General features: G+C 39.9%; 15 protein-coding genes. 7 read left to right on the forward strand and 8 right to left on the reverse strand.

The window, feature by feature from the left end; genetic code table 11:
- Window positions 1-26: 26 nt before the first annotated feature.
- The 4 genes from E5A76_RS15230 to E5A76_RS15245 all read right to left on the reverse strand — a co-directional run bounded on the left by E5A76_RS15230 (window position 27) and on the right by E5A76_RS15245 (window position 6,277).
- Window positions 27-1,553: a DHA2 family efflux MFS transporter permease subunit gene (locus E5A76_RS15230; RefSeq protein ID WP_107166099.1), complete on the reverse strand. Its 1,527-nt coding sequence runs from the start codon at window positions 1,551-1,553 to the stop codon at window positions 27-29.
- Complete coding sequence (locus E5A76_RS15235) at window positions 1,553-2,602, reverse strand: HlyD family secretion protein (RefSeq protein ID WP_161119427.1); 1,050 nt, start codon at window positions 2,600-2,602, stop codon at window positions 1,553-1,555. The genes E5A76_RS15230 and E5A76_RS15235 overlap by 1 nt, the downstream gene beginning before the upstream one ends.
- Before the next feature lie 82 nt (window positions 2,603-2,684).
- Window positions 2,685-3,134 (reverse strand): NUDIX domain-containing protein, encoded by a 450-nt coding sequence (locus E5A76_RS15240; protein WP_161119428.1) that lies wholly within the window; start codon window positions 3,132-3,134, stop codon window positions 2,685-2,687.
- 317 nt (window positions 3,135-3,451) lie between these two features.
- Window positions 3,452-6,277 (reverse strand): FAD-binding and (Fe-S)-binding domain-containing protein, encoded by a 2,826-nt coding sequence (locus E5A76_RS15245; protein WP_161119429.1) that lies wholly within the window; start codon window positions 6,275-6,277, stop codon window positions 3,452-3,454.
- Window positions 6,278-6,407: 130 nt separating this feature from the next.
- Between E5A76_RS15245 and E5A76_RS15250 the strand changes: the two genes are divergently transcribed.
- Window positions 6,408-7,313, forward strand: coding sequence for a LysR family transcriptional regulator (locus E5A76_RS15250; protein ID WP_161119430.1), 906 nt, complete (start codon window positions 6,408-6,410; stop codon window positions 7,311-7,313).
- Window positions 7,314-7,324: 11 nt separating this feature from the next.
- Here E5A76_RS15250 and E5A76_RS15255 read toward each other — a convergent pair whose 3' ends face one another.
- Together E5A76_RS15255 and E5A76_RS15260 are read right to left on the reverse strand one after the other, a co-directional pair.
- Window positions 7,325-7,807, reverse strand: coding sequence for a GreA/GreB family elongation factor (locus E5A76_RS15255; RefSeq protein ID WP_161119431.1), 483 nt, complete (start codon window positions 7,805-7,807; stop codon window positions 7,325-7,327).
- Between the two features lie 141 nt (window positions 7,808-7,948).
- Window positions 7,949-8,515: an outer membrane beta-barrel protein gene (locus tag E5A76_RS15260; RefSeq protein ID WP_107166105.1), complete on the reverse strand. Its 567-nt coding sequence runs from the start codon at window positions 8,513-8,515 to the stop codon at window positions 7,949-7,951.
- Between the two features lie 342 nt (window positions 8,516-8,857).
- Between E5A76_RS15260 and E5A76_RS15265 the strand changes: the two genes are divergently transcribed.
- From E5A76_RS15265 to E5A76_RS15290, 6 genes are all read left to right on the forward strand, one after another.
- Complete coding sequence (locus tag E5A76_RS15265) at window positions 8,858-9,418, forward strand: hypothetical protein (protein WP_237458745.1); 561 nt, start codon at window positions 8,858-8,860, stop codon at window positions 9,416-9,418.
- Between the two features lie 973 nt (window positions 9,419-10,391).
- Window positions 10,392-10,907 carry an SRPBCC family protein gene (locus E5A76_RS15270; RefSeq protein WP_161119432.1) on the forward strand — a complete coding sequence of 172 codons (516 nt, stop codon included), beginning with the start codon at window positions 10,392-10,394 and terminating at the stop codon, window positions 10,905-10,907.
- Window positions 10,908-11,074: 167 nt separating this feature from the next.
- Entirely contained in the window at window positions 11,075-11,608 is a 534-nt protein-coding gene (locus tag E5A76_RS15275) for a GNAT family N-acetyltransferase (RefSeq protein WP_161119433.1), read from the forward strand.
- 107 nt (window positions 11,609-11,715) lie between these two features.
- Complete coding sequence (gene lhgO, locus E5A76_RS15280; protein WP_316247341.1) at window positions 11,716-12,882, forward strand: L-2-hydroxyglutarate oxidase; 1,167 nt, start codon at window positions 11,716-11,718, stop codon at window positions 12,880-12,882.
- Between the two features lie 53 nt (window positions 12,883-12,935).
- On the forward strand, window positions 12,936-13,241 hold the full coding sequence (locus E5A76_RS15285; RefSeq protein WP_161119434.1) for a DUF1289 domain-containing protein: 306 nt from the start codon (window positions 12,936-12,938) through the stop codon (window positions 13,239-13,241).
- A 30-nt stretch (window positions 13,242-13,271) separates the two neighbouring features.
- The gene (locus E5A76_RS15290) at window positions 13,272-14,306 is read left to right on the forward strand and encodes a hypothetical protein (protein ID WP_161119435.1); all 1,035 of its coding nucleotides are present in this window, start codon (window positions 13,272-13,274) and stop codon (window positions 14,304-14,306) included.
- 54 nt (window positions 14,307-14,360) lie between these two features.
- Here E5A76_RS15290 and E5A76_RS15295 read toward each other — a convergent pair whose 3' ends face one another.
- Window positions 14,361-16,124, reverse strand: coding sequence for a lysophospholipid acyltransferase family protein (locus E5A76_RS15295; protein ID WP_161119436.1), 1,764 nt, complete (start codon window positions 16,122-16,124; stop codon window positions 14,361-14,363).
- A 176-nt stretch (window positions 16,125-16,300) separates the two neighbouring features.
- A complete protein-coding gene (locus E5A76_RS15300; RefSeq protein WP_107166112.1) occupies window positions 16,301-16,636 on the reverse strand; it encodes a hypothetical protein in 336 nt (111 codons plus the stop codon).
- Window positions 16,637-16,916 lie beyond the last annotated feature (280 nt).

The following is a 16,916-nucleotide window of genomic DNA, read 5'->3' on the forward strand; positions in this document are numbered from 1 at the left end:
TTATTTTTAGATAACTACAACATTTATCAGTGTAAATTCACTTTAGCACCAGCACCTGGTACACCTTTTTTCAATTTGAATAATGTGAGCAAAGGCAGCAACACAATATAAGATACAAAAATAAAGCCAAAGGTATAAGTAAAGGCTAACAATGTTGACTGCTGATGCAATAACTGACCGATTTGCGCCATAAAGTGAGGGTCGGTCACTGTGGTATGCTGCATCATCGCCTGTTGCTGCAACTCTGGATTCATCAAGGTAATATCAGAGCCTAACGCATGCCATTCACGTTGCTCAGTTCGGGTGAAGTAAGTATTTACAATCGAAATACCAAACGAGCCACCAATAGTACGGCATAAGTTAAAGACCACGGCACCACCAACGGTATTTTCAGGGCTTAAGGTGCGATACGCCATTTGACTTAATGGTGCAAACACCAAGCCCATTCCTAAGCCTTGTACAATCGATGGCATCAATACCCAATAATGGTCAATATTCATCGAATATTGCATCATCAAGTAAGTACCAATGATGTTAAAGCCTAAGCCAACAGCCACCAGCATCCGTGGATCAAGCCTATCCATATAGCGAGCAATCACTAACAGCACAATTGCTGAGGTTAAGCCCCGCGGTGCCATCACAAAACCCGTTGTCTCAACAGGATATCGCAGTAATTGCTCTAGCATCATCGGCTGAAGCTGAGTAATACCAAACATACCCATCGAGAAACCCGCCATCATTAAGCATGATACCGCTAAGTTTCTATCTTTAAGTAACCACATCGGGGCGATATCCCCTTTCGTGATCCAAGATCGCGCAATAAAGAATATCCACGCAATCACACTGATCACAGCAGAGAATAAGATCAAGTTAGATTCAAACCAGCCTTCTTCATTACCTCGGTCTAGCACCATTTGTAGTAAACCAATACCGATAGTCATACCTATCACTAACGGCCAATCGATTTTACTTTCACCACGTCCATCCAGTTTTACAAATAGGTACAGTAGCGATAAACAAATCATACCAATCGGCAAGTTAACGTAGAAAATCCAACGCCAATCCATGTTTTCAGTGATGATACCGCCCACAGTTGGGCCTAAAATAGGACCTAACAGTACACCAACACTGAACAATGCCATGGCTTTACCTCGCTCTTCTGGTGGGTAAATCTGCACCATGATCGATTGAGATAGTGGAATAACAGAAGCACCAAAAGCGCCCTGCATAATACGAAACACAACCATTTCCGCGAGGCTATCAGCTTGACCACATAATGCAGACGTTATAACGAAACCTGCGACAGAAACTAACAGTAATTTACGAATGCCAAATTTCAGCGATAAGTAGCTAGCTAGCGGAATAAAGATCGCTTCCGCCATAGAATATGAGGTTAGGACCCATGTCACTTGCTCAGAGGTCACCCCCAATGCGCCCATCATATGAGGAAGGGCAACATTGGCAATCGTCATGTCAAGCAGCACCATAATGGCTGATAACATAACGGCACAGGTGATCAATAAGCGATTAGTGGGGGTCATATTCCCAGTCATTACTTAATCTCTGCTAGCGTATCAACAGTAACAGTGGCGCTTGCACCTACGCGAAGTAAAGGTTTACCTTTTAAATCTTCAAATTGAATACGAACAGGGAAACGTTGTGGCACTTTTACCCAGTTGCCTGTCGCATTTTCTGGTGGTAATAGTGAGAAAGAAGAACCACTTGCAGGTGACAGTGCTGATACATAACCTTGGTATGTCACATCAGGATACATATCTAACACGATGCTAGCTTTCATACCTTTCTTCAATGTACCAATAGATTTTTCTTTATAGTTAGCTTGTAGCCATGCGGTATTGTCTTCAATTAACGGCATCATCGCTAAGCCAGGAGAAACAATACTACCAGGGCGAACGCTCACCTTACCTAAGCTGCCATCATGTGGCGCGTAGATATTTGTGTAAGACAAATTCAAGGTTGCTTGGCTTAAAGCAGCTGCTGCCTGTTTAACTTGAGGCGCTTCATTACCCTTCGCACCTTGTTGGTTAATTAGCTGGCTCATTTTAGCACGTGCCGCTTCTAATCCTGTTTGTGCCGATGCTAATTTTGCTTTCGCATCATCACCTTGTTGTTGTGGCAACAGCTTACGATTAACTAAATCCATCACACGACGGTAGCTTTTTTGCACATCCACTAAGTTTGCATCAGCAGAGCGTACATTGGCACTGGCCGCTAAAATTGCATCATCGGTGGCTTTATTTTGTTGTGTCGCCACTTCATAAGCTGCTTTTGCTTTTTCTAATTCAATTTCAAATGGTGCAGGATCTATCGAGACTAATAAATCACCTTCGGCTACATGCTGATAATCATGCACATTTACTGTCTCCACTTTACCGCTGATCTGTGGTGCAACGTATAAAACATTAGCATGTACATAGGCGTCATCGGTGGTGGGATAGAGCTTTTGATGACGAATATAGAAATATCCAGCCGTACCTAATATCGCCACGATCAGTGCGAAAACAAAAAGGTTACGGAACAGATGGGAATTTTTTTCGGATGCCTGAGTTTGTTCAGACGGCGATGTATCAGTCGTTGCCATTAAAAATATCCTATTTAGCTACATATTCGCTAAATTGAGTCTAGATTATAAATATATGTTTCAGTAACTTAATTAACAAAAGTTAAAGGTCAGTTCCCCAAAACGCAGGCTCTGCCGACGTTATATTTAATTGCGCATCGATTAACCAATTTCGCAATGCGACCGGATACAAATTAGCGGCAAGTAATTCTTCCTGAGTAACCCAGAAATAATCAATATGAGATTCTTGGCTTTCTATCACATCAATATTTTCGGATTTATCCGTGTTTACGGATAATAAAAACAATAAACAAAGTTCTGTATTAATGCCTTTATTATCAGTCCAACCGTTTTCTACTGCCCCTAACAAACGCTCCACTTTTACACTAAGGTTGGCTTCTTCTTGTAGCTCTCTCATTACCGTAATACTGGCCGATTCCCCTGGTTCAATATGCCCTCCAGGTAGAAAGGTTTTAGTATCACCTTTCACTCGTGTCAGTAATATCGCATTATCGCGAATGATCAGCCCTCTTACCGTCGAGTGTAAGTGCATTATTAATCCTTATCTGCAAAGTGGTCGTACTTTTTGTATATAGCGCATTCAGTTATAACTAAAAATTTAATATAACCATTAAAGCATAAATGATTTATCGTTATAGATTATAGGAATATATTCACTAACCTAGTGTTGCATACTTAAATAAAGAGAAGAGATATTAATGATATACGAAAAATGGACATTTTATCTGATTTTATAAACCACGATAAATGAAAAGTAATATACCGATTTGGTAATAATGAAGGGAAACAACTCTGAATGGGTAAAATAAAAGATGCGAGCACAAGTAATGTACTCGCATTGCTCAATGATTAGTGGCTAACTTTATCAACCAGATACAAAATAGAACGATATTCAATCCCACTGTGCTCGGAAAGCCCTAGCTCACAAGTACGGCTATTTGAATAACCTTCGGTACAGCCTGCTGGCACTTGGCGTTTTAACGGTGCTAATGCGCTGGCGTTCAATTCAGGCTTGGTAAAGCCTTTATCACCAGCAAAACCACAACAGGTAATATCATCAGGAATAATCACTGTATTGGCGCAGGCTTTAGTCACTTTTTCCATCACAGCGGCAAGACCTTTACGACGTGATGTACACGTAATATGCAGCATAACAGGCTCGTTTTGTGGTGTGATCGTCAGCTTAGGCAATACAAAATTAGCAACGAATTCAAATGGCTCGTAAATTTTAATCTCATTTCGCAGCGTTTCTTTACCCGTGCTAGCACATGGGCTGGTATCCATTAATACCGGATAAGCCCCTTGATTTGAGGCTTGCCATAACGCGTGTTCTAGTTGTTGCGCCTTTTGAGCTGCAATATCAGGAAAACCTTTACTGGTATACGGCATACCACAACATTGTTTATTCAAATCTTGTGGAATAATGACGTCATAACCGGCTTTCTCCAGCAAAGAGATCGTCACATCCATCAAAGGTCTTGGATCTTGAGCTTTCGCTTCTGTTCCCATAGTTCGAGCAGAACAACTTGGGAAATAAACAATTTTTTCGCGACCAACGGTTTTAATCTTGAGTATTTCAGCCGATTTCGCAGCCGTTGGCATATGTGGCGTCCAAAGCGGAATACGATGACCCGATACATCATAAGCCGCTTTAGTCAGCTTACGCATCGTATTGCTACCCAATAGCTTATGCATACCACTTGCCACCGCTAAGCCAGTTTTTGCTACAGCAGTAACCGAGTCAAAATGCTCTGCCGTCCAGTTTGCAATTTGTTGCGCTTTATCGGTGTGATTTTGGCGCAGCTTACGCACTAAGTCACCGGTGTTAATACCGACAGGACAACGATCGGCACACAAGCCCGTTGCAGCACAAGTATCAATGCCGTAATAGCGGTAAGTTTTCTCCATTTGTGCTAAGCGTGACGGATCTTCATTGGTTTCACGCAAACGGGAGATCTCACGAAACACAGTATTACGCTGGCGAGGTGTTAGTGATAAATTACGGGACGGACAAACAGGCTCACAGAAACCACATTCGACACATTTATCTATCAGCTCATCAGCCGCTGGCATGCCTTTGAGGTTTTTGATGTGTGATTCTTTATCTTCATTAATAATCACACCTGGGTTTAAAATGCCACGCTTATCAAAAATGCGTTTGATGTTTTGCATCAATTGATAACCGTCAGCGCCCCACTCTAACTCAATAAACGGTGCCATATTGCGGCCTGTTCCATGCTCTGCTTTTAAAGAGCCTTGATAATCCACAGCCACTAATTGCGCGACAGCATCCATAAAATCACTGTAACGGCTAATTTCAGCTTGGGTATCAAAAGACTGAGTAAAGACGAAGTGCAAGTTACCCGCTAAAGCGTGACCAAAAATAATCGCTTCATGATAATCAAATTGAGTAAACAACCCTTGCAGTTCACGTACAGCTGGCGCAAGTTGTTCAATGGGAAACGCCACATCTTCAATGATCACGGTTGTGCCAGTATCACGCACCGCACCTACTGCTGGGAAAAGCTCTTTACGAATACCCCATAACTGTTCGCAGATTTTGGTATCACGGCTAAAATCCACCTGTGCGATAGGCGCAAAATCATTAATGATGCTTAACAGCTGGTCGATTTGTTGTTGCAACGCTTGATCATTCTCAGCATGGATTTCAATTAACAATGCCGCCGCTTCGGTATCACCTTGCTCACCAAGCTCTGCAATAAAACGTGGCATCCCCGGTTTATCCGCAACCGAGGCAAGAGATCGGCTGTCCATTAACTCAACCGCTGCCACCGAGGTTTTACTTAACTCACTCACAGCAAGACAGGTTTTCTCAATATCAGCAAAAACAAACAATCCTGACGCTTTGTGGGCATGATTAACCACTGTGTTATAGGTAACATCTGCGATAAAGCCGAGTGTGCCTTCAGAGCCAATAAACAGATGCTGAAGCACGTCAATCGGATCATCAAAATCCACTAGCGAGTTAAGGCTATAACCCGTGGTATTTTTTAATCGGTATTTATGGCGAATTTTCTCAGCTAATGCTTCATCTTGCTGACATTGCGTCACCAAGGTCATTAGCTCATCAATCATCTCAGCATGGCTTAGCTTAAATGCTGCAACGCTTTCTGGATCAAGTGTATTTAATACCGTGCCATCAGCTAATACCACTGTCATACCCGCAATTGTGCGATAGCTGTTTTCTGAAGTACCACAACACATACCAGAGGCATTGTTAGCAACAATACCGCCAATCTTACAGGTATTAATCGAGCCTGGGTCGGGGCCAATTTTGCGTCCAAATGGCGCTAAGTAAGTGTTCGCTTCTGCACCAATGATCCCCGGTTGTAACCAGATCTGATCGCCATTATTTAAAATCTTATAATCACGCCAATTACGCGTCAGAGTGATCAACACAGAATCTGACTGCGCTTGACCAGACAGACTGGTACCAGCGGCTCTGAAAGTCACTGGAATTTGGCGTTCATAACAGGTTTTAACTGCGAAAATGACTTCTTGAAGGCTATCTAACTGCAAGACAATTTGGGGAACTAAACGGTAAAAACTTGCATCAGTGCCATACGCTAACGCAAGCGTAGGATCGGTAATAATTCGTTGCTTATCTATTTGTTGTTCTAACTGAGCAATCAGATCAAGGTAGGGCTGTTGCATCTTGGCTCCAGAGTGAATCGATATAATAACGTTATTTTTTATAGGTATATTCTACGTTGCTAGGTATAGTTGATATATATCGCCTAATTCACATGTTTGTTGAAAAAAGTTTACCAATAGCCATCAAATAATGAAAACGACAAATAATCTGCTGCTGTTTTATCACCTTATCGATAAAGGATCTTTCAGCAAAGCCGCTGAGCATATTGGCCTAACAAAGTCTGTTGTAAGTAAACGTATCACAGCCTTAGAACAAGCGTTAGGCGTACAGCTCATTTATCGGACTACACGCAAACTGACATTGACTGAAGCTGGTGACGTTTTTTATCACCATGCGAGAGAAGTCTACAATGCGGTACAAAACGCAGAAGATGCAATGAGTGGTTTAGGTGAAAGTTTAACAGGTAAAATTCGTATCACAGTACCGACGATTTCCGGTGAATTAATACTACCTGAAGCGATTGCGGCATTTAGTCAACAATACCCTGATATTCATATTGAAATGGATTTAGATAACCGCTTTGTGGATTTAGTCCAAGAAGGGTTTGATATTGCCATTAGAACAGGTGCAATGCCTGATTCGAGCTTTATTGCTCGGCAATTTGTTCAGGCTCGTTGGGTGATCTGTGGCTCTCCCTCTTATCTCGAAAGCCATGGTATACCAACACAACCTAGCGATTTAACGAAGCACAATTGTCTCGGTTATAGCTTTCAAGAAACAGGGGCAAATGAATGGCTAATTGAAGATAAACTGGGGATCCACACGGTTAAAGTAAAAGGGAATTTCACTACCAATAATGCATCTGCTTTACGTGGTGCAGCAATCCATGGCCAAGGTTTGGTGTACGTTCCTAAAATTTTAGTGGCAGAGGATCTACATAGTGGCAACTTAATCGAAGTGCTCGATAACTATGTAGCAAAATCGCTGGGAATTTATGCGGTATATCCGTATACCAAACAACAACCGATGAAAGTGAAACTCTTTATTGAACACTTATATCAGTATTATCAAAAATATCGCGATAAGTTTAAGTAGTCGCTTTGCATTTAATGAATAGCGAGCACTTCATACCAGGTTACGCTATTGCCGATATGTACATCGACTTCTTCACCGATTTCACGACCAATCAGTGCATCACCAAAAGGAGAAGTCGGTGTCACTATCGTGACAGGTTTACCTTCAAGTGTTAATACTACCCCACCAGCCGTTGGACCAAGAAAAACCCAACGCATGTTATCTTCTTCATCAACCAAGGTAACAATATGTCCAAGCAATACCGAATCAAAGTTTTGCGGTAAGCTAGCTTGTAATTTCTGATACGCCACCAAATCAGCTTTACATTCTTCAACACGCTGCGCTTGACCATGGGCTAAATACGATGCTTCTAAAGCCAAAGTATCATATTGATTTTCTGCAACATTCTCATCATCTGTGGCGGTATTATATGCTCGCATTGCAGCTTCTGTTGCCACTTGTAATGTCTGTGTTAACTTCTCTTGGATGCCATCCAATAACATCTGCTTATTCATGTAGTTGTGCCTATTGTCTGCGATCAGCGGCAGTATAACCTAGGCGATTATTTATTCCTAAATACTACGTGAACACTTCAAATACAACAGCGCCCCGCATCATGCAGGGCGCTGATAACCTAGCCAATATTTATTCTATTTTTAGAACTTGTAATCAAGTGTCCACATGATCTGCTCTGTGCCTTTTAAGCGAGTGTCAGCAGCTTTGTAATTTTGATCCAGATAGCGATAAGTCAGATCCGTTGAAATATTATCAGTTAGCTGAACCATAGCACCCACTTGCCCGCCCCAAACGAAATCCGTTGAGCTTTTCTTACCGCCTTCTTTATGCGTTACTTTATTGTGAGCAGCACCCATTGAGGCACCCGCAAAAAGGTTAACATTAGCGCCAACAGGGACTAAGTAATCGTAAGACGCTAAGTACAAATCTTGCTTATGCTTTGCTTTTACACCGCTCACTTCAGCATCAGAATAATTAAACTTGTCTTTTTTATAACCGTAAGTTGCCATCAAACGATGCGTATCATCAACAATGATACCACCACGAATTTGGTAACTCGCATCTTCACTATGCATTTTATGAGAGCCTTTAAAGTTATCCAGTTGATAACCCACACCACCACCCATAAATGTTTCAACATTGGTTGCCATCGCTGGTGCTGACACGATACCGGCTAAAACGAGTGTAGATAAAAGAGACTTTTTCATAATTTTATTCCTAACTTATTGTTATAAATGAAAGCAATCAATCAAAGGGGATGATGAATTAACCTTCAAAATGCCTGTGTTTTTTCGTTAGCAACAAAACTAAAGCATCTCTCCTGTATGAAAACTTAACAAATAAAACACCATTTTATTACCTAAATACAACCTGAATGAATCAAGCTATAATGCAATATAAATCCGTGTTATCTGTAACCAAATGTGTCAATGTCATAATATTTACCATTGATAAATAAACTAATAATGACTAAAGCTAACTAAATTAAGTACGATACCCTTAATAAGAAAGCAGCTCACTTTAATAAACAAATGGATTTGTAGACAGGCATGATACTGAAACATCTTAATACCCCGTTATATCGCCCTTTCATCGCGGTCATATTACTGCTCAGCGCAACCTCAACTCAGGCCCTGACACAAACTCATCTACTCAATCACGCCGATACCTATGGCAATATCTCATTAAGAAACAGTGGCAACATCACCTTACCAAATCCACTGGTTGTAGCGGGAAGTTTAGATCTAGAAAACAGCCGAATCGCACAGTTACCTCAACAATTGACCGTCGATGGTAATCTCAATCTTGCTTATAGTGACATCGAATACTTACCACTGGTGTTTAAAGTGGGAGGCTACGTTAATCTCGCCCATTCAAAAATTAAAGAGCTCAATTTTGGTATGCAAGTGTTTGGGGATCTAAGCCTGATGGGAACAGCAATCACTAAACTCCCTGACAACTTATACGTAAAAGGAAACTTGTACCTTAATAATACCAAGATCACTAAACTTCCTAATAAGTTAATGGTTGATGGTAATGTTTATATCCGAGGCACAGCGATCCATACTATTCCTGATGATGCACTAATAAAAGGCCATGTCTTTAATTAAAGATATTTTCTCTATAACAATAAAAAGCAAACGATTGCTAAACGAGCCATACAGAATAAAATAATAGATATAAAGAAATTAAGAATAAAAGAAAGCCAGAAATATGTAATCTATTTCTGGCTACTGACACTTAATTAGTATTTCAACAATAACACTATTAAGATTTTGCACATTTAACTAGAGGATTGTTAAATGTATCAGGCTTTCTCAATCACCTAAAAGAAAGCCTAGTGCTTAATGATGATTAAGCTTTTTCTGTTTTAGTAGTTTGATTTTTATAGTAAAACCACTGTCTACGGTTACGTGTTTTCATTTAAAACCTCTCACTTTTCCTAATGAGCAAGGTTGATATCACTAAAATTTAATACCGTTCTTACTCTTTACTTATCTGTTCTACTTAAACAATTTGATATGACACATCAGTGACAGAACAATTGTTGTTTTGTGAACATCTTTTTCTTATTAATATCTTTTAGGCAGTAAACGTGATGAAAAGTTCACTCAAGATAATTAAAACGATTTTTATAGATATGAGTCCGATAGGAAGTATTGAAATGCAATATGGTTATTCAGAGATAAGCCAATTTTCTAACTTTAAATTGTCGAACGATTTATATCAATGAAGTCAATATATGTATCTTTCGCACCTTTGACAACCATTTAAATACATTTTTTTTGTGATTTAACTCTTCATTTTCTTACATAATCACACACTTGCTATTAACAGTGATTTTAACCTATTGCTTAATAGGTATATTTTCTCTTATCAATCCATTTTTTGTCGTCAAACTATCACTGCAAACTTACTTCGTTTTCTTGTATTTATCTTACCCGTCTTACTATTAATACATGTATCAATGTATTCCATCAGCACAGTGCAACCCTGCTGGGTATTCCTTTTAGCGTTATCAATTGACTTCCAAACTTTATTTGTTAATGATATGTTAAGCGCATCAATGCAATGGAGACGCCAATGACGATTCATACCGTTACATTAGAAGTAACCGCCAACGTTCCCAAAAAAGTGCTCTTTGCATTACTTTCTGATCACGCCAAATTAGGGCGTTTCTTCAACGCAGAATACAGCTTAATTCGTTGTGGTAAACCCGAAGAAAACGGTATAGGTGCCATACGAGAAGTCGTACATGGACCCTTTACTTATCAAGAACAAATCATTGATTATAAAGAAAATGAACATATCCATTACCAAATAATTCAAGGTGCGCCAGTCGATGAACATGGAGGATGGATAAAATTTACCAGTATTAACGCCACACAAAGTCAAATTCACTACCACATCACCTTCTCACCCAAAATCAAAGGCACTGGTTGGTTGATCAAATACCAAATCCAGCACTTCTTAAAACAAGCATTGAACAATTTAATCCAACATAGTGAAGATGTTTGGCAATCCACACCTACTGTTACCCCGTATAATCATACTGGTCACCAAGATGACGCTATCGCCTCTAAAACACGCATCAAGTGATCCCATTTATTAAAAGCTGATCATCACAACAGTTTTGACTTTAATTATGCGATCTTGATGTTTTATTGAACAATCTTTGATCAAATCGAGGTTAACAATTGGCTAATCGGTTTTAATGGATATGACCTATATTGCATTAATTATCATGTTAAGAGGCCTTCGAGATCATGCACAAATCACAACCGCTATTAACCACTGATAGACTCATTCTTCGTCCCCTACAGCTTTCAGATGCCAAGAAAATTCAACAGTTAGCGGGAAATGAAGATATTGCTAACGGTACCATTAGTGTTCCTCACCCTTATTCTGACGGTATGGCTGGAAAATGGATTGGTAAACACCTCGCAGGTTGGCTAACTCAACGCTCCGCTATTTTCGCTATTACACTAAAATCGGATCATCAATTGATCGGCTGTGCTGGTATTGAAAACATCCAAGGTAACAGCGGTCAACTCGGGTACTGGATTGGTGTTCCATATTGGGGAAATGGTTATTGCACCGAGGCTGTAGAACGTATTAAAGAGTTTGGCTTTAAAAAAATGCAACTCGATCACATTTATGGCAGACATGCGAAAAATAGCCAACGACCTGCTAACGTCATGCTAAAAATCGGTATGCAAAGTGTCGATAAGCTCTCTATTCCAAGCATAGACAACACCAATGATGACATGTCGCTATACGAAATCATGAAATCGGCATAATTCTATGTAGCTAACAGCACCCAATGATCAATGCGATTAACATAGTCACAATACTCAGCATAAAAATGGTAAAGGACTAACGGTGTTAGATTGTGACTTTTTAGTTATTGGCGCAGGGATCATTGGGCTCAGTACTGCATGGGGAAATACAGCAACGCTTTGCCGATAAAACGGTTTGGGTGATCGAAAAAGAAGCTCATGAGGCTTTTCATCAAACAGGTCATAATAGTGGTGTGATCCATGCGGGGATCTACTACCCACCCGGAAGTTTGAAAAGTGAATTTTGTATTCAAGGCAATCAAGCCATTAAAGCCTTTTGTCACCAATATGATATTGCGTTCGAACAATGTGGAAAACTAGTTGTAGCCACCACGCCTCAAGAGCAGATCAGGCTAGATAATCTCGCAAAGCGAGCGCAGCAACTCAGCATTGATATTCGCGTATTAAATCAACATGAACTACAAGACAAAGAGCCCAACATTAATGGGCTAAGTGCTATCTGGGTACCCGATTCTGCAATTGTTAACTATCGTCTGATTTGCCAAAAACTCGTCCAACTTATCGAGAATAATCACGGTAAAGTTATTTTTAATCAGCCTATCACCTCGATTAAAGAAGAGAGTGGCAAAGTCATTGTTAATAGCTCAAACCACACTTTTGTTGCTCATCAGTTGATTGCTTGTGCCGGGCTCCAATCTGATCGCATTGTTACGATGTTAGGCAGTAAGCCTTCGTTTGCGATCGTGCCTTTTCGTGGTGATTATTATCAATTACCAGCCGCTCATAATAATAACGTTAATCATCTTATCTACCCCGTCCCCGATCCTGAACTGCCATTTTTAGGCATTCATTTAACTAAGATGATTGATGGCAGCATTACAGTCGGGCCTAACGCTGTACTTAGCTTTGCTCGTGAACGTTACACAAGCCCTCAATTTAGTTTAAAAGACAGTTTAGATTTACTCTGCTTTAAAGGACTTTATCCTCTATTGCATAAACACTTTTCATCTGCTTTAACTGAATTTAAGCAAGCCTACTGGAAGCCAGCATATCTTGCTAAAGTGCAACAATATTATCCTCAATTACAGCTTAAAGACTTATATTCTTACCCTTGTGGTATCCGTGCTCAAGCCGTTGATAAAAATGGTAAATTAATTGATGATTTTATGTTTTACCAAACACATTTAAGTTTAGTGGTGTGCAATGCGCCATCACCTGCTGCCACCTCCTGTTTTCCCATCGCTAAGCATATCGTCGATAAGCTAACATTATGAGCCATTGTGGTTTTTGATATACTCAAAACAGAATTCAAACTAGGAAGAACACCGTGAAAACTCCCTGTGTGGCAAAGTGCAAAAATAATGATGGTATTTGTAGTGGCTGCTTAAGAACTATGAAAGAAGTCGTGGAATGGCAAGCATTCGATGATCAAACCCGTGAAGCCATTATGCAAGAAATAAAAGGTCAACCGACCACACATCAATGCCCACAATGCGGCAACCCCGCTTCTTGCGATATCAGCGCAGGAAAAACCACCTGTTGGTGCTTTGAATTAGATAAACGCGATAGCAGCGATTGCCCATCCGGTGCATGTTTATGTCGTGAATGCTTATCAAAACAACCTCTTGCTTGATAACAAAAACACTTTCACAAGGATGGTTAAATGACACTCAAGCTCAATAAACGCAAAGCACAGATTATTGATGAGATGATCACCCATTGGGAGCAAGAAGCACTCATCAATCCAGAGCAAGGCGAAACATTACGTAACAGTTATCACGTCGCCAGCTTTGATTGGAAACTCCTTGCAGTGTATTCGTTCTGGATAGCTATCGCCTGCTTTGTGCTCTCGGTTTTACTGTTAGTTGCAGACGACTACCTAATGTCGTTACTCGCTAAATTAATCAATACCCCAGCCAGTGTACTAACAATGATAACTGCACTGTTATCTGTCGGTTTATACTATCTCGGAGTTAAAAGACGGCTCAAATATCCGCAAAAAACAGTCAGTAATGAAGCCATTTTCTTTTTTGGTGTCTTACTCACTGCGGTATCCGTAGGCTTTTTCAGTAAAACAGATATTGCAGAGCACTGGCGCGAAAGTCTTTTCATTGCCATTCCCACCGTGATCTATTTGATCTTAGGGATCAGACTTAAATCAGTGTTGATCTGGCTATTTGGCTTATTAAGCGCAGGGATCTACTTGCTCTCAGAAACCGCTTATTTAAGCGATAACCACTATCAATTCTTAGGGATGAACATACCACTGCAATTTGCTTGCTTTGGTCTAATAATCATAGGTATTAGTTTATTTTTCCCTAAGCTAACGCTATTAAAGCCACTTGCTGAAGCAACACGCTTTACTGGACTTTTGTATTTCTTTACTTCACTTTGGCTGCTTACCATCTTTGGTAATTATCATAGTCTGCACGAATGGTCTCAAATAAAACAAATTGAGCTATGGTCATGGACAGCGCTTGCTTTGATCTGCTGTACTGCAGCGATTGTGGTGGGTATTAAAAACAACGATGTACTAGCTCGCTCATTTGGTATTACCTATACACTTATCGTGTTATATACCGAGTATATCGAATACTTTTGGGGTGAAATTCATAAAGCACTGTTTTTCGCCATTCTGGCGTTGAGCTTTTGGGTGATAGGAACAAAAGCTGAAAAGTTATGGCAACTTGGTAAATAAGAGCAAAAAACTAACGAGGCATAAACTAATCCGACTATGCCTCGTTTTTTAATGTTAACAGTGCTGATGACTGGCTAAATACTGCTGGGTTTGTGCCGATCCCATATACTTCGCTAAATTCTTTGCTGGTACTTGACGTAAATCCACCACAATCAAACCATCTAACGCATCGTTAAAAGCAGGATCGACATTAAAGCAGAGTAACTTACCATTGAGCCCTAAATATTGCCTCAATAGAACCGGAACACCTTTTTTCTCATCATCAAGTCGGCTCACCACTTTTGACAACAATTGAATATCTGCCAGTGCTGCTAACGTATCTGGATGATGGTAACAAGACTCACTTTTTGATAACGGGTAGCTGGGCTTTACTAAATCTGCGTTTTGTTGATCATAATGATGTACTTCTAAACTGGCAGCCAATAGCTGACGAGCTTCTAAGCTGTAGTCATTACTGATACTGACAGGGCCAAACAAATGGGTATATTGCGGATTAAGAGCAACAAACTGACAAATCCCTTTCCACAATAACATTAACGCACTCAAACTACGCTGATATGGCTTCGCTACCACTGAACGCCCTAGTTCAAGTGAATGCCCTAATTGCTCGACCAAGGCATTGTCATAATGAAAAAGTGTTCTTGAATACAAACCATCCACACCATGTGTTTGCATGATCTTATCAACAGCACCTAAGCGATAAGCACCAACGACTTGCTGCTGCTCCTTATCCCACACCAATAAATGGTAATAAAAATCATCAAACCGATCTAAATCTAGCGCTTTCCCAGTTCCTTCTCCAACAGCACGAAAGCTTTCTTCCCGAATACGTCCGATCTCTTTAAGTAAATGCGGTGCATCTGCGGCAGTGGTGCAGTAGACATCAAAACGAGTATTTTCAATCAGCTTTTGATTTTCCGGTAAATGAGCAATTTCAGTAGCCAGTAATGCCGTTGCAATTGGAGGATGGATTGGCGTGACTGCATCAGAAATATGCTCAATCGATTTAACTTTAGGCATCATTACCGAGCCTAATAAATAAGTATTTAAGCGAAGGTAATTAACCAATAGCCTATCATCATTAATATTCTTCACTTCTGAATATTGAATTGACTCACCGATAGCAAGGCCGATAGTTTGTTTTCGTTTATTCAACATTTCTCGCCCAAGCATTATTGTTCGCAATAATGGATGGATTTTTCCTGCCAAATAAAACTGACGGCTGTTTTCACCTTTAATATAAATGGGGACAACAGAAGCATGATGACGACGAATAAAGCGACTGACTGAACGGTTCCAGTTTTTATCTACCAAACGCTTTTTTTGATCTTTGGTAGATACTTCACCTGCCGGAAATACCAGTAATAATCCACCATCAGAAAGGTGTTGATGCGCCTCTCTGACTGCTTTGGCATTGGCTTTTACTGTATTGTGGTTATCAAATACATCGACACCAATAAATAATGAATCGAGTTCAGGTACCGTTTTGAGATATTGATTCGCCATGATTTTTATATCAGAACGAATAGACAATAAGAGCTCAGCAAGAATGATCCCTTCAACCCCACCAAGCGGATGATTAGCCACTATCAAGGTTGGCCCATGCTGAGGAATATTGTGTAATGAACCACGCTGAACTTGATAATCAATACCTAACGACTCTAAGGTATAACGTATAAATGTTGTGCAATCAGCACCTAGTGGACGTTGTAGATAATAATGATTTAATTGCTTTAGCCCTGTTGCCCATTCAGCAACATTTTCAGCAATACCAAGTGGCGTTTTACGTGGTAGTAAAAAAGGTGTCTTCGCACTCATACTTTCACCAAACATTACATAATTTGGTATCAGTATAAAAATCGTAAATGACGGAGGGGTTTCAGAATCGCTCGGTTTTTATGACAAAAAGTAAAGCCACTGGTAAACAGTGGCTTTAGTGTGATAAATCGTTCATATACTGCTATCTGTAACAAAATGGGTATAAATAGTTTATGTTAGCGTACAGCTTGCATTTCAAGATTATAAAGACGGATCTCATGCAGAACGCGTTCTGTCAGGATCTCATTCATGGTATCTCTTACCGATGCTTGCATTTCCGAAATAGCAGGAAATACATTTTCATTCATTTCCTCTAAACACTCCTTAGATACCCTCATTTTCAAATCAAATTCAAACGATGCTAGTGCTAAAAACTTTTCCATGCGCTCGATCACGACATCAATCATGTATTGATCTGCACCTAAATCCAGTAGTTCTTGTTCTACAATAGTCTCTAAAGGTGTACGTTCTTTCGGCTGTTCTTTTACTGGAAAAGTAAGAATATTCGACATAATATCCTCCCATAGACAGTAATTGTGAAGTCCCTAACAAATTTCCTTGTAACATTACCGTTACATTTATCCTATGTGTATTTGATCGTTATGAAAAGAACATTTTTGAAAAAACGGTATAAATATAACACTTCTAAAAAATCCACCCTTATCAATAAACTTAAAAAAACACCAATAAACAATAAGATAACAATATGAATTAAGACTAAACTTTTTCTGCTGTTTTTTCGTATTACCTGTATCTTGGTTTAAGTTAATGATTATTTTTCAAACAATGATT

It is taken from the genome of Photobacterium lucens, from assembly GCF_009873615.1.
Lineage (GTDB): Bacteria > Pseudomonadota > Gammaproteobacteria > Enterobacterales > Vibrionaceae > Photobacterium > Photobacterium lucens.